The organism is Sulfurospirillum sp. HTRB-L1 (assembly GCF_059415125.1).
In genome coordinates this window covers 231,153-251,552 of sequence record NZ_JCAHZR010000002.1, presented here as the reverse complement: position 1 = coordinate 251,552, position 20,400 = coordinate 231,153, and the positions used below count along the sequence as shown (strand labels likewise).

Below are 20,400 nucleotides of genomic sequence, written 5' to 3'. Positions count from 1 at the left end.
ATCATGGAAGATATTCAAGAAATTCTCGAAGATTTTTTGGTCGAAGCCTTTGAGCTGATTGAGCAGATTGACCAAGACTTGGTGGAGTTAGAGGCGAGGCCTAATGATTTAGAGTTGCTAAACCGTATTTTTCGTGTGGCACACACGGTCAAAGGCTCTTCATCCTTTTTAAATTTTGACATTTTGACACGGCTGACACACCACATGGAAGATGTGCTCAACAAGGCCAGACGGGCTGAGCTAAAACTAACCCCAGAAGTGATGGACGTGGTGTTGGAATCTATCGATATGATGAAAGCCTTGTTGCATGGCATTCGAGACCATGGCAATGATGTGGATGTGGGTATCGAGATTGATGATATTTGCTTACGGCTCACCGCCGTGTCCGAGGGCGATGACATCCCTGCGGCAGATGAGGTAGAAACACCCGCTCCGCAAGCCCCACAAGAGCCCGAAGAAGAAGTGGACGTTTCAGGCATGAACGATGATGAGGTTGAAGCAGAAATCGAGCGCTTGTTGAAGCAACGTAAAGAAGAAGACAGGCAACGACGCGCGCAGAAAAAACAAGAAGCGCCTAAAAAAGCGGCCGCTAAAGAAGCGGACGAGGACGAAGAGGTAGTGGTCGCTAAGCCCACGCGTACTCCCTCGGAAGAGCGAAGCGCGCCTGCTAAGAAAGGGGCCGCAGTTGTTGAACAAACTATCCGCGTAGAAGTGAAGCGCTTGGATGATTTGATGAATCTGATTGGGGAGTTGGTACTTGGCAAAAACCGCCTTATTAAGATTTACGATGACGTGGAAGAGCGCTATGAGGGCGAACAGTTTTTAGAAGAACTCAATCAAGTAGTTTCGGCCATTTCTATTGTTACCACAGACTTGCAAATCGCGGTCATGAAAACACGGATGTTGCCTATTGCAAAGGTCTTTAATAAATTTCCTCGCATGGTGCGTGACCTTTCCCGCGAGCTTGGTAAATCCATGGATTTGGAAATTTCAGGCGAAGATACCGAATTAGATAAATCTATCGTTGAAGAGATTGGCGACCCGTTGGTGCACATGATTCGCAACTCTTGCGACCATGGGATTGAAGATGCGGCAACGCGCGCAAAACTGGGCAAGTCTGAAAAAGGACTTATCGAGCTTAAAGCCTACAACGAAGGCAACCACATCGTCATTGAAATTACCGATGATGGTAAAGGGTTGGATGCGGATATTTTACGTTCAAAAGCCATTGAAAAAGGCATTATCACTGAGCGTGAAGCCGACAATATGAGTGATAAAGAAGCCTTCGCCCTCATCTTTAAGCCAGGGTTTTCCATGGCCAAGCAAGTGACCAACGTTTCGGGTCGCGGGGTGGGCATGGATGTGGTGCGCACCAATATTGAAAAACTCAACGGTATTATTGACATTGACAGTGAAGTGGGACGCGGAACCATCATGAAGCTTAAAATTCCGCTCACCCTTGCGATTATTCAAGCCTTGTTAGTAGGGGCCCAAGAGGAGTACTACGCGATTCCATTGGCTTCAGTGCTTGAAACCGTGCGCGTGCCTATCGAAAACATTTACACTATTGAAGGCAAAAACGTTTTACGTTTGCGCGATGAAGTGCTTTCCCTTGTCCGCCTTTCGGATGTGTTTGGGGTGAAGCAAGTGTTTGAGGGCGGCGACATGACCTATGTGGTGGTCATTGGCTTAGCCGAATCAAAACTTGGCGTGATTGTGGATACCTTAGTGGGCCAAGAAGAGATTGTTATTAAGTCCATGGGGGATTACCTTCAAGGCATTGAAGGGATTGCGGGAGCAACCATTCGAGGGGATGGCCGCGTGACGCTTATTGTAGACGTGGCGGCGTTGATGGAAATGGCCAAAGGCATTAAGGTCGATATTCGCGCGGCAGCTAAAGAGAGTTTGGCGCACAAAACCAAACCAAGCGATTATAAAATCTTGGTAGTAGATGACAGTAAAATGGACCGCAATATCATGATGAAATCCATGGAACCCATTGGTATTACGCCCATTGAAGCGGCTAATGGCCTTGATGCGCTCAATATCATCAAATCAGGCGAACACAGTATTGATGCGGTGCTTATTGACATTGAAATGCCGCGTATGGATGGCTATACATTAGCGGGAGAGATTCGCAAATACTCCAAGTATAAAAACTTGCCGTTGATTGCGGTGACGTCGCGTACATCAAAATCCGACCGCTTGCGTGGCGTTGAGGTGGGAATGACAGAGTATATCACCAAGCCTTATTCTCCTGAGTATCTAGAGAACGTAGTGCGCAAAAATATCAAACTATCGGAGTAGCACGATGAATGATAAACTAAATAACATATTGCAAAAACAGCAAAAACAGGTAGCTGACCCCGAAGCAAAAAATCGCGAGGAAGTGATTCAGTTGGTGGGGTTTATCGTGAGTGACGAAGAGTATGCCATTCCGATGTTAAATATTCAAGAGATTATCAAGCCTATCGAGTACACGCGGGTGCCTAGTGTGCCTGATTATGTCTTAGGGGTGTTTAACCTTCGGGGCAATGTGATTCCACTGATTGATTTGCGCAAAAAGTTTAATCTTGACGCTTCCAAGCAAGGGGAAGAGTCGCGCTACATTGTCATGAAAGGGGAAAACAATATCGCAGGTTTTGTGATTGACCGCCTGACTGAAGCGATTCGGATTCGCCAAGACCGCATTGACCCCGCACCTCAAACCCTTCACGCAGATAAGGGAATGATTTATGGCATTGGGAAGCGTGAAGAGAGCATCTTGACTATTTTGCGTGTAGAGGCACTTCTAAAACGCGACTTCTAGTTTTTGGCCGTTTTTAAACGGCCACTTCTTTCTACTTTTAAACAAGGAATACTACTAATAATGATAAAATTATGTGTTTTTGATTTTGACTCCACGTTGATGGATGGCGAAACCATTGATTTTTTGGCGAAACCCATGGGGCTTGGTGCGCAAGTGAGTGCTATTACTGAAAAGGCGATGCAAGGGGAGTTGGACTTTTTTGAGTCCCTCACCAAGCGTGTGGGCTTGCTCAAAGGCTTAGAGGAAAAGAGGGTCAATGAAATTTGTGCCACCCTTCCTTACATGCCCCATGCAAAAGCGTGTATCGCGGCACTAAAAGCCAAGGGCATCAAGGTGGTTGTTTTTAGTGGCGGGTTTAAGAGCGCCACTGGAGTTGCGCAAGCGGAGCTTGGATTTGATGCGCACTTTTCCAATGTTTTACATGTAAAAGAAGGCAAGCTCACAGGGCTTGTGGGGGGTGAAATGATGTTTGATACCTCCAAGGGAGAGATGCTTAAAACCCTCCAAACCCTCTTACATGTAAGAGAAGAAGAAACCATGGCGGTGGGCGATGGGGCCAATGACCGCTCTATGTTTGCCCATGCGGGGACGCGGGTGGCTTTTTGTGCCAAACCCATTTTAAAACAAGCGGCCAATGCCATTGTGGACCGCAAAGACTTAAATGAGATTTTGAATTACCTCTAAGGATACCCTATGTACTTGACGAACGAACGTTTTTCGCTGTGGTGTGATTTTGTCGAAAAAAACTTTTTAGCCCAAGGCTTTTTAGCGCTTATTAAAGACGGTAACATCAATGGTGCTACGAGCAATCCTGCTATTTTTAAAACCTCGTTTCTTACCTCTCCTGCTTACCAAGACGCAAGAAAATCCCTCAGCGGGAAGCCGCCCAAAGAGATTTACGAAACCCTTGCTATTGCAGATATTAAGCAAGCTGCCAAGGTTTTATTACCCCAGTACGAAGCGGATGATGATGGGTTTATCAGTATTGAAGTGGACCCTTTCTTAAGCGATGATGCCAAAGGAACCATTGCCGAAGGAAAACGCCTTTTTGCGGCCATTGGCATGCCCAATGTGATGATCAAAGTGCCTGCTACTAAGGCGGGGTTTGAGGCCATGGAGGCGCTCATGGGCGAGGGAATCCACGTCAATGCGACCTTGGTCTTTTCTCCCGCGCAAGCTCAGGGGTGTTTGGATGCGTTTGAGGCAGGTGCTAAGGCTTGCACAAAAGGAGCACCCAAGGGTGTGATTAGCGTGTTTGTGAGCCGCTTTGACCGCCTGTTGGACCCTGTTTTGGCCCAGCATGCCATGGCGCCTTTTACAGTGGGCGTGATGAATGCAACGAAGATTTATCGTTTGATTGAGAAGCGTGGGCTTTCCCATGTGCGGTGCTTGTTTGCCAGTACGGGCGTTAAAGGCGAAGGGGTGCGTGCGGATTATTATGTGCATGCTTTACTTTTTCCAAATGCCATCAATACAGCGCCTCTTGAAACACTCCAGGCCTTTTTAAGCACAGGTGCCAAGGCGCCACAGGTGCCTTTTAGCGACACGCACATCAAAGCGTATTTTCAAGAAATTGCTGATGCGGGCGTGGTTATGGAAGAGGTTTATGAAACCTTGATGAAAGAGGGGCTTGAGGCGTTTTTCCAAGCCTTTGACGCACTACTTCATACCTTGCATTAAGGAGAGACAATGGCGCTAGCAGAAGTAAACATTAGTGAACTGACCTTTGAACAGACCAAGAAATTAAGACATTACCTCGCTAGGCTCATTGAACTCAACGGAAGCGACTTACATGTAAAGACGGGCTCAACCATTCGTGGAAGAATTAACGGTGAAATTGTTTCCCTCTCCCATGATATTTTGACCCATCAAGATGGGCTGATGCTGGCCAAAGAATTGTTGCGTTCGCGTTTTCCTGAATTGGTTGCGCAAAAAAACATTGATTTTACCTTTAAACTCAACGAAGAATACCGTTTTCGTGTCAATCTTTTTTTTCAAGTGGATGGCGTATCGGGCGTCTTTCGGACTATTCCTTCCACATTGCCTACCTTTGCATCCTTGCATCTTCCTAGCATCGTGGAAAAATTTTGCGGTGTAACGCGCGGATTGGTGTTGGTGACAGGACCGACAGGAAGTGGAAAAACAACCACCCTGGCCTCCATGATTAACTACATTAACCAAACCTGGAAAAAGCATATTATCACCATCGAAGACCCCGTGGAGTATGTGTATAAAGATGAAAAATGCATCATCAACCAACGGGCTATCGGGCAAGATGCGTTAAATTTTTCCGACTCACTGCGGGCTGCGTTGCGTGAAGACCCTGATGTGATTTTGGTGGGTGAGATGCGTGACCTTGAAACCGTAGAAACCGCCCTCCACGCGGCAGAAACAGGCCACCTTGTGCTCTCAACCCTCCACACGGTGGACGCAAAGGAGACCATTAATCGCATCATTGGTATGTTTCCAGGAAACGAGCAAAACCGCATCAAAATGTCCCTCTCTTCGGTCTTGCAAGGGGTGGTTTCCCAACGCCTTGTGCGCACTAAGGCAGGAGGACGCATGGCTGCGGTGGAAGTTCTTGTGAAAAATGCACGGGTAGAAGGGTTGATTTTAGAAGGCCGCGACAATGAGATTTTAGACGCCATTAAAGAGGGCAAAGAGGCGTACAAATCCCAAAGCTTTGACCAAGCCTTATTAGAGTTGTACGCACAAAACCACATTTCCTTCCAAGAAGCTGTGCTAAATGCCAGCTCTCCTAGTGACTTGAAGATGAAACTGGAATTTTACGATGCAGAGACGGAGCAAAAAAGTGCCAAACGCGAAGAGTTTTATGACCAAACGCGTGTTGATACGGATATTTTGCGCTTAAAACTTTAAGGCGTTGGTAGCTTTAGTTCTTCTTTAAGGGAAACTTGCTATAATCCAACCCTCAATTTTTCACAAGGATCAACACTATGTTGGAAGGTATCATTAGAGAGAGTATCGAGAAGAAGAGCACGAAAGCTCTAAGACGAGATGGTTATCTAATTGCTAACATTTATGGCAAGGGATTTAACAATATCAATGCAGCGTTTAAAGAGAACGAGTTTATTAAAGTCGTTCGCAAAAAAGAGACGTTAGCGTTCCCTGTCAAAGTTGGCGAACAGACATTACAAGTCGTGATTGTAGAGTACCAAAAAGACCCACTCACAAGCCGCTTGGTACATGTAGATTTAAAAGTAGCACAAGAAGGTGTTGTGGGTAAATACATGATACCTGTTAAGCCTGTTGGTACGCCAGTTGGCTTAAAAAACAAAGGTGTTTTAGTACAATCTAAAAAACGCTTAAGCGTACGCTGCAAGGCGGAAAATCTTCCTGCTTTCTTTCCTGTAGATGTGAGCAAGTTAGATGTGGGCGACACAATTTTAGTGCGTGACATGCAAACCCCTGAGACCATCGAAATGTTGGATGCAGATCGTATTGCTGTTCTTGGGGTTATCAAAGCCAAATAAGGCTAACGTGTGATTTTGGTCGTGGGGCTTGGTAATCCCACACAAGCCTACGCCAACACACGCCACAATATCGGGTTTATGGTCATCGATGCCCTCATCGCTGACCAACCCACCACCTCTATTTCAAAGCCCCAATTTAAAGGGGAATTGTACAAAACCTCCCAAGCTCTTTTTTTAAAACCCATGACCTACATGAACCTTTCGGGTGAAAGTGTTCGCGCGGTATGTGATTATTTTAAGCCAGAAAATGTAGTGGTGATACACGATGACTTGGACCTTGAGTTGGGTGTTGTGCGTTTTAAAACAGGCGGTGGACACGGTGGACATAACGGGCTAAAGTCGGTAGACCAACACATTGGGGCGGAGTATTTTCGCATGCGCCTTGGAATTGGGAAGCCCGCCTCTAAAGAGGCTGTAGTTTCCCATGTATTGCAAGGGTTTAGGCAAGAAGAGCACCCGTGTTTAAAAAAAGTCATTGACCATGCAAAAAATGCCATGGTAGCCTTGCAAAAAAGCTCTCCCGCAGAAGTCACTGCGGCCTTTACATGTAAGAAAGGAATGTGCACTTCATGACAAAACTTTACCAACGCTATGTGGGCGTCGTTTATTTGAAAAACGTCTTTATTATTTTTCTTGGACTTGTTTTTTTCTATGCCGGCGTGGATTTAATCACCAATTTTAAAGACTTGCCCGCCTCCGCAAACTTGCAGCTGTTGTACGTTTCACTCAATGCCCTTACCGCGGTGAATTATGCGCTTCCTTTGGCGATTGTGTTTGCCATGATTGTTTCAAAATTCTCCATGATTCGCTCTAATGAACTCATCTGTATGTACGCTGCAGGCATTTCCAAAGCCCAATTGCTCCAACCCTTGTTTGTGTGTGCCATGGTCTTAACGGGTGCTTACATCAGCCTCAACTTTACCCCTTTTGTGTACGCGTATGAGTACCGTAGCCATTTGCTTAAAAACCATCACATCGCGCCTATTTCATCGGATTTGTTTTTAAAATATGAAACCCGCTATGTCTACATTGCCACCCTTGATCCCATTAAGCAAGAGGCGCAAGGGATTAAAATTTTTGAAGTAGAAGGAACCCAGTTAAAAAGCGTTACAGAAGCAGCAAGGGGTGTATTTCAACGTAACGAATGGCAACTTGAAGATGTGATAGTCACCCAAAAACCCACGGTAAAGTCCCTAGAGGACACAGGGCTTCACATTACTTCGATGGCCCACACAAACGCGCTAAAGGGTTTTAAGCCAAAGATTATTGAAAATGCTCACCAAGGAGGCATTGCCCTTTCCATTACCGATGCCCTAGACGCCTTGCGCTTTTTTTCCGCCCAGGGCATTGATACTAGAGGGGTTAAAACCTCGCTGTATACCATGGTACTTTTTCCTTTATTTGCTCCATTAATGCTTGTTATTTTGTATTTTTTCCTCCCCGCTTCCGCGCGCTTTTTTAACTTGGCTTTCTTGAGTTTTATTTTTGTGATTGTCACCTTAAGCACGTGGGGGTTGCTCTTTGTGCTCAGTAAATTTTCCGCCACAGGGGTCATCTTGCCAGAACTTGGCATCGCTCTTCCTATTTTACTGATGGGAGGGGTTGCTTTATCGCTCTTTTACCGCCATCGGTAAGGGTGCAAAGCGCGCGCTGTTAACTTAGTTTTAGCCTACTTTTAGTAAAATGAGAGCTTGACCTACCCAAACAAGGAATTTCATGCAGTTTGAGGCGCTAGCGCAGCACTATAAAACCCCCCTTTATGTCTATGACTTTGATGCCATTACCACGCAATACACGGCACTTAAAAATGCTTTTAAAGCACGCAAATCCCTCGTGTGTTACGCGCTAAAAGCCAATTCAAACCTCTCGGTGATTCGCCATTTAGCAGGGCTTGGTTCTGGGTGCGATTGTGTGTCCATCGGCGAAGTAAAACGCGCGTTAAAAGCAGGCATTCCTGCCTATAAGATTATTTTTAGCGGCGTGGGCAAAAAGGATGAAGAAATCCAAGAAGCGTTGCAACTTGGCATTTTGATGCTAAACCTTGAAAGCGAAGCAGAAATGCACCGCGTTGAAGCCATTGCGGCATCCTTGGGCGAAATTGCCCGCATTAGCATCCGCGTAAACCCCAACATAGACCCTAAAACTCACCCCTACATTTCCACAGGGCTCCATGAAAACAAGTTTGGAGTAGAGCTGGACGTGGCCAAGCGGCTTTATATTTATGCCAAACATTCTCGTGTTCTTGAACCTGTGGGCATCCACTTTCACATTGGCTCTCAGATTACAGATTTGGAACCGTTTTATGAAGCGGCGAAGGTTGTCTCAGACCTCGTGCGAAGCCTTCAAGCCCTTGAAATCAAACTGAAATTTTTTGACATAGGCGGCGGGCTTGGGATTCGATACGACCAAGAAGAAACCATTGACCCGTACAATTACGCCCAAGTGATTTTAAACACACTCAAGGGGCTAGATGTGACGTTGGTGTGCGAACCAGGGCGCTTTTTAGTGGGCAATTGCGGGTACTTTCTAACCCGCGTGTTGTATGAAAAAACCAATGCTGGCAAACGTTTTGTAGTGGTGGATGGTGCTATGAACGACTTGATTCGCCCTAGCCTCTACCAAGCTTACCACCGCGTAGAATTACTCGGAGGCGAAGGGGAAGCTTCTTTGGCAGATATCGTTGGACCGGTGTGCGAAAGTGGTGATTTTTTTGCCAAAAACGTTTTGCTCTCACCCACAAAACATAATGATTTACTGGTGATTCACAGTGCCGGAGCGTACGGGTTTACCATGAGTAGCAACTACAACACCAGAGGGCGCGCCGCAGAAGTGGCCGTTGAGGCAGGAACCGACCGCCTGATTCGCCAGCGAGAAACCTTTGAAACCCTTATTGCCTTGGAAGAAGCATGCCTGTAGGGTACTTAGTAGACGTGCAAGGCACGCTATTGAGTGACGTGGACAAATCTCCCCTACCCGGAGCTTGCGCGCTCATTAACCACCTCAATGCCACAGGGACGCCTTATTGTGTTGTGACCAACAATACCAAAGAAAACAGCGAAGATTTTTTGGCACTCTTGCATGAAAAAGGGTTACATGTAAAGCATTATTTGGACCCTTTTATGGTGCTAGATACGGTAGTAAAAGAAAAAGAAGTTATAGCCTTTGGACCCAAGGCGTTTGAAAAAGTCCTTACATGTAAAGGGTACGCCACCCAAGCAAAAGAGCCCAAAACCGTGTTGATTGCCAGCGATACAGCCTTTGATGCAACCGCCTTTGCAAGCATGATTGAGGCGGCGTTAAAAGGCGCGGCGGTGGTGGGAATGCACGGTACGAGTGTGTACGCTAAAAACGGGCGCAAATACCCTGGTGTGGGGGCTATTTTAGCCATGCTTGCCTATGCTACGAGTCGTGAAACTCGGGTGGTTGGAAAGCCTAGCCCCGCTTTTTACGAGAGCGCTTTAGCCGTGTTGCGCGCGCAAGAAGCGACTCTTGCGTGGAAAGATGTGTGTATGATTAGCGATGATGCCAAGGGTGATTTGCTTGGGGCTAAGGCTTTGGGGATGCAAACCGTGCTTGTGCTAAGTGGAAAATGCCAAAACGCAGCAGAAATCACCCCTATTAAAGAGAGTATTGATGGGGTATACGCCACGGTAGCAGAAGTGTTAAAGGAGAGGGTGTGAATCAAATTGAAACCTACCGCGCCGCGATTGACGCGATTGATAACCAGCTGATTGCCTTGCTAAATGAACGCATGAAATCCGTTAAAGCCATCGGGCTTTTGAAACAAACTAGCGGCACCTCAATCTACCGCCCAGAGCGCGAGCGTGAGATTTTAGACCGTTTGAAAAAAATCAACGATGGCAACCTAAATGACGCGGCTATCGAAGCCATCTTTTTTGAAATCTTTGCGGTGAGCCGTAACCTTGAAATGCCTGAGAAAGTGGCCTATTTGGGCCCCAAGGGAAGTTACACCCACCAAGTTGCCCAAAGCCGTTTTGGGGCCATGGGGAATTACCTTTCTTTGAGTTCTGTTGAAGCCGTGTTTCGTGTGCTAGCCAATAAAGAGGCCAAATACGGCGTGGTGCCCATTGAAAACAACACCGAAGGGGCGGTGGGAGAAACCCTTGATTGTCTGGGAAATTACGATGAGATTAAAATCGTAGCAGAAATCTACATGGACATTCACCACTCTTTTGCCACAAAGACAGAAAAGATAGAAGGGATTAAGCGCATCTACTCTCACCCCCAAGGGTATAACCAGTGCCGAAAATTTTTAGAAGAGCACCAATTGTTTGAGGTGGAATTTATCCCTACAAAATCCACCGCCGAAGCAGCAAAGCGTGCCAGTGAAGACCCTGAGGCCGCAGCGATTTGCTCACACATTGCCGCAAAGCTTTATAACGTGCCCATTTTATTTGGAAAAATTGAAGATAACCTTGCCAATAAAACCCGTTTTTTGATTTTGAGCGATTTTAAAAATAAGCCAGGGGTGCGCAATAAAACCTCCGTTCTTGCCAAAACAGACGACAAGCCTGGTGGCTTGGTGGAGTTTTTACAATCCTTCCAAAACAGCAAAGTAAATTTGACCAAAATCGAATCCAGACCCGCCAAAGAGCGAGGATTTAAGACGATTTTTTATCTGGATTTTGAAGGGCATATTGACGATGAAAATGTCCAAAATGTACTCAAAGAAAACCAAAATAAACACCAAATCAAATGGCTAGGGAGCTATGTTGCAGGAGAATAAGATGACGTTCAACCCCGTATTGGATGGTTTGAAAAATTATGAGGCAGGCAAGCCCATTGAGCTTGTGGTGAGAGAGTATGGCATCAGTTCAGGTGATGTGATTAAGCTAGCGAGCAATGAAAATCCGCGCGGGTGCAGCCCGCGGGTTTTGGCGGCCATTCAACAAGAAAGCACACGGGCACATCTGTACCCAGATGATAGTATGTACGAGCTCAAGGAAGGCCTTGCCTCACGCTTTGGCGTAGGAAAAGAGAACGTGATTATTGGGGCAGGAAGTGACCAAGTGATTGGGTTTGCGCTACACGCCAAGGCCAACCCAAATCAGGGGATTTTAATGGCGGGCGTCACCTTTGCGATGTATGAAATCTATGGCAAGCAAACGGGTGCAACCATTTTTAAAACTCCCTCTAAAATGCACGATTTGGATGAGTTTAGAGCCATGCTTACTGCACACAAAGGGGCAATTGGCGTACTCTTTTTGTGCCTTCCCAATAACCCCTTGGGAGAGGGAATTGACACAGAAGAAGTCAAAGGGTTTTTAAAAGAGGTGGACCCCAATATCCTAGTGGTCGTGGATGGGGCGTACCAAGAGTATGCTGCCTTTAAAGATCCTGCCAAAGCGCTTGACCCTAAGGCACTAATCGAAGAATTTCCCAACGTTCTCTACCTTGGGACCTTTTCAAAAGCCTATGGACTAGGAGGGATGCGGTGCGGTTATGGGATTGGACAAGCGGGGCTTATTCACACCTTGCACAAGCTGCGCCCTCCTTTTAATATCACTACGTTAAGCCTAAAAGCGGCCATTGAGGCATTGAGGGATGAGGCCTTTGTGACCCAGTGTATGGAAGAGAATTTTCGTGAAATGAAACGGTATGAAACAGAGGCAAAAGCACTTGGATTTGAGTTTATTGAGAGCTACACCAATTTCATCACTCTCGCCTTTCCTGAGGGAAAAAGTGCCTCAAAAATTGCCCAATCCCTCCTTGAAAAAGGTATAATTATCCGTGACCTCTCCGCATACGGGATGAACGCTGTGCGAGTAACCATCGGTACACCAGAGCAAAACAGTCGGTTTTTTGAAATCTTTAAACGCGCATATTGTTAAGATGGGAGTCTAATGGACGTTAAGGTACTACTCCACCAGATTGGTTCATTGTTTCAAACGCTCTCCTTGCGACAACGCATTGTGGCGGCAGTGTCCATTGCTGTTGTAATCGGCTTTTTGGTGTTTTTGAGCTTTTACAAGGGTGGAAAGTCTTCAGGGTACGCGGGGTATAGCGTTTTGTTTGAAAACACATCCGCTGCGGATTCTGCCTTAATCATCCAACAGTTAGAATTGCGTAAAGTTCCCTATAAAATCCACAACGAGGGAACCGTATTGGTTCCCTCGGAGGTGGTTTACAAAGAACGCATCGGTATTGCTGCTTTAGGGATTCCAAAAAACAGCAAGGTTGGTTTTGAGATTTTTGATAAGAGTGAATTTGGTGCAACGGATTTTGAGCAACAAATTAAATACTTAAGGGCCCTTGAGGGCGAGTTGGCGCGCACCATTGAAAACCTTCAGCCTATTGAGCGCACGGGGGTGCATATTGCTATTCCCAAAGAAAGTGTGTTTACCGAAAGACAATCTCCCCCCACGGCTTCTGTCGTCCTAGAACTTCGTCCTGGTATGCGCCTTTCACCCAATCAAATCACAGGGATTAAAAATTTAGTTGCCGCTTCGGTGGTGCGGATGACTCCTGAGAATGTGAAGATTGTGAATCAAGATGGCGTTCCCTTGGGAGACAATGAGGGCGAATATGAAAATGAACTCATTCAAAACCAAATCAAATACAAGCGTGATTTTGAATCAGCCTATGAGCGTAAAATCACCAACGTTCTCGCACCCGTTATTGGGGGTGTTGATAGGGTGGTTGCGAAGGTTAATATTGATTTTGATTTTGCTAGAAAAGAGAGTACGAGCGAAGAGTACGACCCCGAGTCTGTGCCTCGAAGTGAGCAATTCATTGAAGAAAACCGAGAAGGAAGACGCCCTGCACAAGTGGGCGGCGTTCCGGGTGCTGTGAGCAATATCGGTCCCGTGGAAGGGATTGAAAATGATCAATTGCTCGAAAAACAAAGCAAAAGCTCCGCCACGACAAATTATGAAATCTCTAAACGCGTCACCAACATTAAAGGACAATTTGCAACGGTTAATCGTGTGAGTGCTGCGGTTGTTGTGGATGGGAGGTATGAGTTTCGTACTGGCGAGGATGGTGTGAGAAAATTAGAGTTTGTTCCCCTTACCCCTGAGCAGCTTCAAAGTATTGAAGCGATTGTGCGCCAAACCGTTGGTTTCCAAGAAACAAGGGGTGATGAAGTAACGGTGAGTAATTTTGAATTTAAGCCGCTACAGCCTGATGGACGAGTGGCGCCAACGAAGACCCTCGTGAGCACCGCCTATTACTATCTTGAGCCGCTTCTTCCGTTCTTGAAATATCTGTTTGTGGGTATTCTTCTCTTTATTTTCTATAAAAAAATTATCCTTCCTTTCAGCGAACGCATGATTGAAACCAAGGATGAGGCAGCAGAGCTCTCTAAGGCTTTAGAAGAAGTGGATGATGATGAAACAGCAGAAGATACCTTGGAGAAATTTCGACAAGCGCGCAAAAAAGTGGAGGAACAGCTTGGCATTGGGGATGATTTTAACGAAGAAGAGTTGCGCTATGATGTACTCTTGGAAAAGTTAAAAACCATGGTGAACGATCGTGGTGAGGATGTGGCAAGCTTGTTGCAAGGGATGATTAAGAGCGAGACAGAATACGGGCCGCAAGGGAAGGATGGCTAATGATTAAATTAAGCGATCAGCAACAACTGGTATACAATGAACTCACGATGCCTGAGAAAGTGGCAATACTCATGATTCAATTGGGCGAAGATACGGCAACAACGCTATTTTCTCACATGGATGTAGATATTGTTACAGATATTTCCCGCTACATTGCTACGGTAAAAAATATTGACCGGCAGGTGGCAGGAGCGGTACTTGAAGAGTTTTACGCTATTTTACAATCCAATCAGTTTATCCGAAGTGGGGGTATGGAGTACGCCAAAGAGATTTTATACCGAACCTTTGGCCCTGAAGTGGCCCAAAAGATTTTGGATAAATTGGCAAAATCCATGGAGAATACGCAAAGTTTTGGGTACCTCTCGCAAATTAAACCCCAACAATTAGCAGATTTTATCATCAACGAGCACCCACAAACTATCGCGTTGATTATGGCACACATGGATCCCACAAGTGCAGCAGAAACCATCTCCTTTTTCCCTGATGAGTTGCGCAGTGAGGTAACCATTCGTATGGCTAATTTGGGGGATATTTCTCCTTCGGTCATTAAGCGGGTCTCGGCGGTACTAGAGAGCAAGCTTGAGTCTCTTACCTCTTATAAAGTGGAAGTGGGTGGTCCACGTGCCGTGGCAGAAATCCTTAATAGACTAGGCCAAAAAGCTTCCAAAGCGACCATTAGCTACATTGAACAAACTGATGAGAAGCTTGCAACCATCATTAAAGAGATGATGTTTACCTTTGAAGATATTATGAAGCTTGACAACAGCGCCATTCGCGAGATTTTGAAAGTTGCAGATAAAAAAGACTTGATGATTGGCCTTAAGGGGGCCGTGGAAGAGCTACGTAATAAATTCATGGAAAACATGTCCCAAAGGGCTTCTGAGGCCTTTTTAGAAGAGATGCAATTTTTAGGAGCCGTTCGGGTAAAAGACGTCGAAGAAGCACAGAGACGCGTGGTGGACGAAGTGCAAAAATTGGCCGAGCAGGGTATCTTGCAAGTGGGTGAAACCGAAGAGATGGTTGAGTAATGATACACAGTGTAATTTCTTCAAAAAACATGCATGACCACAACGTGGAGCCCTACCGTTTTAAGGTTTTAGGAACAACCCTTGAGCCAAAGCAAAAAATAGAAACGGAAGAAGAAAAAAAGGAACAAGAGGCCAAAAAAGAGCCCCTTCCCTCCGCGCCAGAGCCTGTTAAGCCTATTGAATCTGCATTTGTGGAAGAGTTGCTTAAAAAAACCGATGAGCTCTCGACAAATATCGTCAAACTTCAAATTAAAATCGAAAACCAAGAAGCAGAATTTGAAAGGCGCCTTAGTGAGGAAATACGCCGTGCCAAAGAAGACGGTGCTGCCGAGGGGTATGCAAAAGCTCAGGAAGAGCAGCGCGAATCCATGAAGGTATTGCAAACGCAATTTTCCCGTTCTTTGCACCTCTTGGAAGAAGAGCATCAGCATTTTAAGGCATTTTTAGAAAAAAGCGAAACAGAGCTTTCTGAAACGGCTATTGATGTTGCTAAAGAAGTGGTAAAAAAAGAGATTACCCACCATGCAACAGCGGTTGCTTTAGCTCTTTCAAAGGCACTCATGAAAGAACTTGAAGATGCAACAAAATTAGAAGTGCGTGTTAATCCAAAGAATTATGAAAGTATAAAAGAGGCGTATGGTAGTTTTGAACATATACATGTAGGGACTGATGATGCGGTGGCCGAGGGCGGCGTAATTATTTTAAGCGATGTGGGCAATATTGACGGAACGATTTCGACACGTTTGGAAAAAATCAAACAGATGATGAAAGAGTAACGCGAAGGATGATGGGCAAATGAATATCAAGCAAAAAAACCATGAAGAGCTGAAGGAAATATGTCAGCAAATCCGTGAAAAAATTTTAGCAACTGTGAGTAAAAACGGAGGGCATTTGAGTTCAAATACTGGGGCAGTAGAACTCACGGTAGCAATGCATTATGTGTTTGACGTAGAAAAAGACCCCTTTATTTTTGATGTGAGCCACCAGTGCTATGCCCACAAGCTCCTCACGGGGCGATGGGACAGTTTTGATACCCTGCGTCAATTTGGCGGTGTCAGCGGTTATACAAAGCCCACAGAGTCATCCTGTGATTATTTTATTGCAGGCCACAGTTCGACTTCCATTTCCTTGGCCATTGGAGCTGCTAAGGCAATCCGCCTCAAGAAAGAAGACCGCCTTCCTGTAGTACTCATTGGGGATGGATCTATGAGCGCTGGAATGGTGTTTGAAGCGCTAAATGAGTTAGGAGATAGAAAATACCCGGTGGTGATTATTTTAAACGATAATGAAATGAGCATCGCTAAGCCCATCGGCGCGGTGAGTAAGTATTTATCCCAAGCCATGGCAGGAAAGTTTTACCAAAAAATTAAACAAAAAATGGAGCAATTTTTAACCTATTTGCCTGAGGGTGCGACCTATATGGCAAAAAAATTTGAAGAAAGCTTAAAGCTTATTACCCCAGGACTTTTGTTTGAAGAGTTGGGACTTGAGTACATTGGGCCAGTGGATGGGCATGATTTAGAGTCCCTCATAGAAACACTGCAAATTGCCAAAGAGATGGGCAAGCCGGTGATTATACACGCGCAAACCCTTAAAGGAAAAGGCTACGAAAAAGCAGAAGGCTATTATGAAAAATGGCATGGGGTGGGGCCGTTTGATTTAAAAAGTGGTGAGTCGCTAGGGGCGGCATCTTCCAAAAGTGCCACGGAGCTTTTTAGTGAAGGACTATTGGACCTTGCGACCTTGCATGAAAACGTGGTGGGTGTTACCGCGGCGATGCCAAGTGGCACAGGGATGGATAAATTAATCGAAAAATACCCCGAGCGTTTTTGGGATGTCGCCATTGCCGAACAGCATGCAGTGACTTCCATGGCAGCGATGGCAAAAGAGGGATTTAAGCCTTTTATCGCCATTTATTCCACATTTTTGCAACGTGCCTACGATCAGATTATCCACGATTGTTGTTTGATGAACCTCAATGTTGCGTTTGCTATTGATCGCGCGGGCATTGTGGGCGAGGATGGCGAAACCCATCAAGGCGCCTTTGACATCTCTTTTTTACACCCCATTCCCCATATGACGCTTTTTGCGCCTCGGTGTGCTCAAAGCATGCGCTACGCCATAGACTATGCGTACGCCCATGTGGGACCTTGCGCTTTTCGCTATCCTCGCGGCGCTTTTATTGAGTGTGGAGAGCACCAAGGGAGTGTATTTGAACTTGGCAAGGGAGAGGTACTTGAGAGAGGTGAAGACGCAGTTTTTATTGGGTATGGCAAAGGGGTGGGAAGAGCATGGGCAACCAAGCAACTTTTAGCAGGTGTGATGAATCCTGCCTTGGTGGATTTGAAATTTATCAAACCGCTTGATGAGGCGCTTTTGTTGGCATTGGCGGCCCGTTATCACCGTTGGTATATTTTTAGCGATTCTGCCCAACGTGGCGGGGTGGGGTCTATTTTGGCACAATGGTTATTTTCTCAGGAGATTTCTACGGTAGCTTTAGAGAGTTTTGAGTATACGGATGCTTTTATCCAGCACGGAAAAACTTCTTTAGTGGAGGAAGATTTAGGGATTTCTGTTGAGGCAATAGCAAGGAAACTTAAAAATAACCTAGGTAGTAAAAATTATTAGGTAAATAAAATACTTTTTAAAAATAGTTTTGGCATAATAGAGGAAAAATTAGGAAAGTCCCATGAAACAGTATCTAGAACTCCTTAAGGAGCGAAATCTAAAGGCAACACCACAGCGGCTCTCTGTCCTTAAAAATCTTGGGCAACACACCCACCCCACCATGGAAGAGCTTTATGAACGGATTAAAGAAGATCATCCTTCCGTCTCTTTGGCAACGGTCTATAAAAACGTGAATACGTTAAAAGATGAGGGGCTTATTGCGGAGATTAACACCCCGGGGGCTAAAACGCGGTACGACATTTTTTGCCACCCCCACATTCATCTTGTGTGTGCAACGTGTGGTGATATCCAAGATTTTCCTTGCGATATTGGTTTTGAGGCATACCAAAGTGATATTGAGGCAAAAGCAGGAAGAGAAGTAAAACGCATCGACGTTGTCGCGACAGTTGATTCTTGCAGTAAATGTTCTTAGGAAGGTGAGGTGGGCTTAGCCCACCTTTTTTTAGAGTTTTTCTACGTTTTTAGCCAGATATTCCGCAACTCCTTCAGTCGACCCTTTCATTCCTTCGTCTCCCTTGCTCCATCCCGCAGGGCAAACTTCGCCATGTTCGTTGGTGAAAATCATTGTATCAACCATGCGAATCATTTCGTCAATATTGCGTCCAAGGGGGAGGTCGTTGATGACTGCATGACGTACGGTGCCGTCTTTGTCAATCAAAAACGAGCCGCGAAGAGCAACGGACTCATTTAAAAGCACATCATAGTCTTTGGCAATCTTTTTTGTAAGGTCAGCTACCAAAGGAAAACGTACTTGGCCGATACCGCCTTGGTTAATTGCTGTGTTTTTCCATGCAAAGTGAGAGAACTGAGAGTCAATTGAAACACCAATAACCGTGACACCACGGCTTGTAAATTCTTCAAGACGCTTATCAAATGCGATGATTTCAGAAGGACATACAAAGGTAAAATCAAGGGGATAAAAGAAAAGGACAGCCCCTTTTTCACCCAAGTTGTCATAAAGGTTAAAATTGTCAACAATTTGATTGTTTCCTAAAACCGCGGTTGCTGTAAAATCAGGTGCCTTATTGGTCACTAACATTGATTACTCCTTCAAGTAAGAAAATTTATTAAGACGAAAATAATATCAGTTATTTCTTAAGAAGATGATTAAAAAAAAGGGTTACATGTAAGCCATAAAGTCTTGCTAGAAAGCGATTTTTGTTATAATGCCATCTTCGTAGTTGGCAAGGAAAATGGATGGAAAAAAACTACCTTTTTACAAGCGAATCGGTTACCGAGGGGCATCCTGATAAAATGGCTGATCAAATCAGCGATGCTATTTTGGACTATATTATTGCCCGCGATCCTCAGGCGAAGGTGGCGTGCGAGACGTTAGTATCAAACGGCTTATGTGTTATTGCGGGAGAGTTGCGAACAAACACGTATGCACCGATGCAAGAAATTGTTCGTGATGTGATTCGCCGTATTGGGTATACGGATGCGACGTATGGCTTTGATTATCGCACAGCAGGGGTTTTAAATGCTGTTGGTGAGCAAAGTTCAGATATTTACCAAGGTGTTGTGGGGAAAAATGGTGTTTTAGGTGCGGGAGACCAAGGCTTGATGTTTGGGTATGCGTGCGATGAGAGCCCAACGTTGATGCCCTTGCCTATTACATTGGCACACGCCTTAACAGCTTCTTTGGCCAAAACAAGAAAAAGTGGCATGCTGCCTTTTTTAAGGCCTGATGGAAAAGCGCAAGTGACGCTTCGGTATGAAAATGAAAAGCCTGTCGCTGTTGATACGGTGGTCGTCTCTACGCAACACTCTCCCGAGGTGGAGCACGCAATCGTAAAAGAAGCGGTGATTGAAGAGATAATTAAGCCCTTGTTGCCACCGCACCTGTCTTGTGACGCCATCACTTACCACGTTAACCCTACGGGCCGTTTTGTCATCGGTGGACCGCAAGGAGACGCGGGGCTGACGGGAAGAAAAATCATTGTAGATACCTATGGCGGTAGTTGTCCACACGGCGGCGGTGCCTTTAGCGGAAAAGACCCTACAAAAGTGGACAGAAGTGGGGCGTATATGGCCCGTTACATTGCCAAAAACCTTGTTGCTTCAAAGGTATGCACAAAGGTTCTTGTGCAACTTTCTTATGCTATTGGGATAGCTGCGCCTGTGTCTGTGGCAGCGTGGACATACGGAACCGCACGTGTTTCTGCCAAGGAGATAGAAGCGTGCATCAAAGCAGTGTTTCCCTTGACGCCAGGAGGCATGATTGAAACACTGAATCTCTTGCAGCCCATTTATGAAAGAACTGCAGCCTATGGGCATTTTGGGCGAGAAGAAGAGGGATTTGGTTGGGAGAAGTGCGATAAAGTCGAGGCAATTTTGGAGTTTTTAAAAATGGGTTAAGTTGCTTTTTTATAGCCCTTTTAAACTTTGTGTGCTATAGTTTGCAGGTTTCAATATAGAATCTTAAAGGAGAAACAATGGCTGTAAAAATTACAGATATTTGTATTAGTTGTGGCGCCTGTATTGACGAGTGCCCGGTAGAAGCTATCGTGGATGATGACGATAACCCAACAGGAGAAGGCATTTATTATGTATACCCAGACAAGTGTGTAGAGTGTGTTGGTCATCATGATGAGCCAGCCTGTGCCTCAGCTTGTCCAACAGAGGGTTGCATTGTATGGGATGCAACGGTCGATGGCCAGCCAAGTCGTGACGAAATCACCACTGATATGCGTGGTGGTACTACTGCCTGCGTCGAATAATCTTCCGAAAGTCCGAGTCACTTCGGACTTTCTTTCTTCATTTTCTTTTATTTAAAACATTTTTTTGATATAATCCCGACCTTGCAT

At 45.5% G+C, this 20,400-nt stretch carries 20 protein-coding genes; 19 read left to right on the top strand and 1 reads right to left on the bottom strand.

The genetic code is table 11. From position 1 onward, the window contains the following. Window positions 1-3: 3 nt before the first annotated feature. The 17 genes from AC5SLM_RS03950 to AC5SLM_RS03870 all read left to right on the top strand — a co-directional run bounded on the left by AC5SLM_RS03950 (window position 4) and on the right by AC5SLM_RS03870 (window position 18,005). The gene (locus AC5SLM_RS03950; protein WP_495249633.1) at window positions 4-2,307 is read left to right on the top strand and encodes a hybrid sensor histidine kinase/response regulator; all 2,304 of its coding nucleotides are present in this window, start codon (window positions 4-6) and stop codon (window positions 2,305-2,307) included. Between the two features lie 4 nt (window positions 2,308-2,311). After that, window positions 2,312-2,809, top strand: coding sequence for a chemotaxis protein CheW (locus AC5SLM_RS03945; protein WP_495249632.1), 498 nt, complete (start codon window positions 2,312-2,314; stop codon window positions 2,807-2,809). Between the two features lie 60 nt (window positions 2,810-2,869). After that, a complete protein-coding gene (gene serB, locus AC5SLM_RS03940; RefSeq protein ID WP_495249631.1) occupies window positions 2,870-3,493 on the top strand; it encodes a phosphoserine phosphatase SerB in 624 nt (207 codons plus the stop codon). A 9-nt stretch (window positions 3,494-3,502) separates the two neighbouring features. After that, window positions 3,503-4,489, top strand: coding sequence for a transaldolase (locus AC5SLM_RS03935; RefSeq protein WP_495249630.1), 987 nt, complete (start codon window positions 3,503-3,505; stop codon window positions 4,487-4,489). Between the two features lie 9 nt (window positions 4,490-4,498). Beyond that, window positions 4,499-5,689, top strand: coding sequence for a type IV pilus twitching motility protein PilT (locus AC5SLM_RS03930; RefSeq protein WP_495249629.1), 1,191 nt, complete (start codon window positions 4,499-4,501; stop codon window positions 5,687-5,689). Window positions 5,690-5,766: 77 nt separating this feature from the next. After that, a complete protein-coding gene (locus AC5SLM_RS03925) occupies window positions 5,767-6,303 on the top strand; it encodes a 50S ribosomal protein L25/general stress protein Ctc (RefSeq protein ID WP_495249628.1) in 537 nt (178 codons plus the stop codon). A gap of 9 nt (window positions 6,304-6,312) precedes the next feature. Beyond that, window positions 6,313-6,876: an aminoacyl-tRNA hydrolase gene (pth, locus tag AC5SLM_RS03920; protein WP_495249627.1), complete on the top strand. Its 564-nt coding sequence runs from the start codon at window positions 6,313-6,315 to the stop codon at window positions 6,874-6,876. After that, complete coding sequence (locus tag AC5SLM_RS03915; RefSeq protein ID WP_495249626.1) at window positions 6,873-7,937, top strand: LptF/LptG family permease; 1,065 nt, start codon at window positions 6,873-6,875, stop codon at window positions 7,935-7,937. Before pth ends, AC5SLM_RS03915 begins: the two co-directional genes overlap by 4 nt. A gap of 82 nt (window positions 7,938-8,019) precedes the next feature. Then, entirely contained in the window at window positions 8,020-9,219 is a 1,200-nt protein-coding gene (lysA, locus tag AC5SLM_RS03910) for a diaminopimelate decarboxylase (RefSeq protein ID WP_495249625.1), read from the top strand. Further along, window positions 9,210-9,983 carry an HAD-IIA family hydrolase gene (locus tag AC5SLM_RS03905; protein WP_495249624.1) on the top strand — a complete coding sequence of 258 codons (774 nt, stop codon included), beginning with the start codon at window positions 9,210-9,212 and terminating at the stop codon, window positions 9,981-9,983. The genes lysA and AC5SLM_RS03905 overlap by 10 nt, the downstream gene beginning before the upstream one ends. Beyond that, window positions 9,980-11,050, top strand: a complete 1,071-nt coding sequence (gene pheA / locus AC5SLM_RS03900) for a prephenate dehydratase (protein ID WP_495249623.1) — start codon at window positions 9,980-9,982, stop codon at window positions 11,048-11,050. Before AC5SLM_RS03905 ends, pheA begins: the two co-directional genes overlap by 4 nt. Window position 11,051: 1 nt before the next feature. After that, on the top strand, window positions 11,052-12,155 hold the full coding sequence (gene hisC, locus AC5SLM_RS03895) for a histidinol-phosphate transaminase (protein WP_495249622.1): 1,104 nt from the start codon (window positions 11,052-11,054) through the stop codon (window positions 12,153-12,155). Between the two features lie 12 nt (window positions 12,156-12,167). Next, window positions 12,168-13,877, top strand: a complete 1,710-nt coding sequence (gene fliF / locus AC5SLM_RS03890; protein ID WP_495249621.1) for a flagellar basal-body MS-ring/collar protein FliF — start codon at window positions 12,168-12,170, stop codon at window positions 13,875-13,877. Beyond that, complete coding sequence (gene fliG, locus AC5SLM_RS03885) at window positions 13,877-14,905, top strand: flagellar motor switch protein FliG (RefSeq protein WP_495249620.1); 1,029 nt, start codon at window positions 13,877-13,879, stop codon at window positions 14,903-14,905. Before fliF ends, fliG begins: the two co-directional genes overlap by 1 nt. Beyond that, the gene (gene fliH, locus AC5SLM_RS03880) at window positions 14,905-15,681 is read left to right on the top strand and encodes a flagellar assembly protein FliH (protein ID WP_495249619.1); all 777 of its coding nucleotides are present in this window, start codon (window positions 14,905-14,907) and stop codon (window positions 15,679-15,681) included. The genes fliG and fliH overlap by 1 nt, the downstream gene beginning before the upstream one ends. Window positions 15,682-15,700: 19 nt before the next feature. Then, a complete protein-coding gene (dxs, locus tag AC5SLM_RS03875) occupies window positions 15,701-17,533 on the top strand; it encodes a 1-deoxy-D-xylulose-5-phosphate synthase (protein ID WP_495249618.1) in 1,833 nt (610 codons plus the stop codon). Window positions 17,534-17,594: 61 nt separating this feature from the next. Then, window positions 17,595-18,005 (top strand): Fur family transcriptional regulator, encoded by a 411-nt coding sequence (locus tag AC5SLM_RS03870; protein ID WP_495249617.1) that lies wholly within the window; start codon window positions 17,595-17,597, stop codon window positions 18,003-18,005. 30 nt (window positions 18,006-18,035) lie between these two features. Here AC5SLM_RS03870 and AC5SLM_RS03865 read toward each other — a convergent pair whose 3' ends face one another. Then, on the bottom strand, window positions 18,036-18,632 hold the full coding sequence (locus tag AC5SLM_RS03865; protein ID WP_495249616.1) for a peroxiredoxin: 597 nt from the start codon (window positions 18,630-18,632) through the stop codon (window positions 18,036-18,038). A 158-nt stretch (window positions 18,633-18,790) separates the two neighbouring features. Here AC5SLM_RS03865 and metK point away from each other — a divergent pair, with 158 nt between their 5' ends. Beyond that, on the top strand, window positions 18,791-19,951 hold the full coding sequence (gene metK / locus AC5SLM_RS03860) for a methionine adenosyltransferase (protein ID WP_495249615.1): 1,161 nt from the start codon (window positions 18,791-18,793) through the stop codon (window positions 19,949-19,951). 77 nt (window positions 19,952-20,028) lie between these two features. Beyond that, window positions 20,029-20,313, top strand: coding sequence for a DUF362 domain-containing protein (locus AC5SLM_RS03855; RefSeq protein ID WP_495249614.1), 285 nt, complete (start codon window positions 20,029-20,031; stop codon window positions 20,311-20,313). Window positions 20,314-20,400: the final 87 nt, after the last annotated feature.

Excerpts from the sequence above, each read along its gene's own strand:
- AC5SLM_RS03950 (WP_495249633.1), top strand. The coding sequence starts at position 4 with ATGGAAGATATTCAAGAAATTCTCGAAGATTTTTTGGTCGAAGCCTTT.
- AC5SLM_RS03945 (WP_495249632.1), top strand. The coding sequence starts at position 2,312 with ATGAATGATAAACTAAATAACATATTGCAAAAACAGCAAAAACAGGTA.
- serB (WP_495249631.1), top strand. The coding sequence starts at position 2,870 with ATGATAAAATTATGTGTTTTTGATTTTGACTCCACGTTGATGGATGGC.
- AC5SLM_RS03935 (WP_495249630.1), top strand. The coding sequence starts at position 3,503 with ATGTACTTGACGAACGAACGTTTTTCGCTGTGGTGTGATTTTGTCGAA.
- AC5SLM_RS03930 (WP_495249629.1), top strand. The coding sequence starts at position 4,499 with ATGGCGCTAGCAGAAGTAAACATTAGTGAACTGACCTTTGAACAGACC.
- AC5SLM_RS03925 (WP_495249628.1), top strand. The coding sequence starts at position 5,767 with ATGTTGGAAGGTATCATTAGAGAGAGTATCGAGAAGAAGAGCACGAAA.
- AC5SLM_RS03915 (WP_495249626.1), top strand. The coding sequence starts at position 6,873 with ATGACAAAACTTTACCAACGCTATGTGGGCGTCGTTTATTTGAAAAAC.
- lysA (WP_495249625.1), top strand. The coding sequence starts at position 8,020 with ATGCAGTTTGAGGCGCTAGCGCAGCACTATAAAACCCCCCTTTATGTC.
- AC5SLM_RS03905 (WP_495249624.1), top strand. The coding sequence starts at position 9,210 with ATGCCTGTAGGGTACTTAGTAGACGTGCAAGGCACGCTATTGAGTGAC.
- hisC (WP_495249622.1), top strand. The coding sequence starts at position 11,052 with ATGACGTTCAACCCCGTATTGGATGGTTTGAAAAATTATGAGGCAGGC.
- fliF (WP_495249621.1), top strand. The coding sequence starts at position 12,168 with ATGGACGTTAAGGTACTACTCCACCAGATTGGTTCATTGTTTCAAACG.
- fliG (WP_495249620.1), top strand. The coding sequence starts at position 13,877 with ATGATTAAATTAAGCGATCAGCAACAACTGGTATACAATGAACTCACG.
- fliH (WP_495249619.1), top strand. The coding sequence starts at position 14,905 with ATGATACACAGTGTAATTTCTTCAAAAAACATGCATGACCACAACGTG.
- dxs (WP_495249618.1), top strand. The coding sequence starts at position 15,701 with ATGAATATCAAGCAAAAAAACCATGAAGAGCTGAAGGAAATATGTCAG.
- AC5SLM_RS03870 (WP_495249617.1), top strand. The coding sequence starts at position 17,595 with ATGAAACAGTATCTAGAACTCCTTAAGGAGCGAAATCTAAAGGCAACA.
- AC5SLM_RS03865 (WP_495249616.1), bottom strand. The coding sequence starts at position 18,632 with ATGTTAGTGACCAATAAGGCACCTGATTTTACAGCAACCGCGGTTTTA.
- metK (WP_495249615.1), top strand. The coding sequence starts at position 18,791 with ATGGAAAAAAACTACCTTTTTACAAGCGAATCGGTTACCGAGGGGCAT.
- AC5SLM_RS03855 (WP_495249614.1), top strand. The coding sequence starts at position 20,029 with ATGGCTGTAAAAATTACAGATATTTGTATTAGTTGTGGCGCCTGTATT.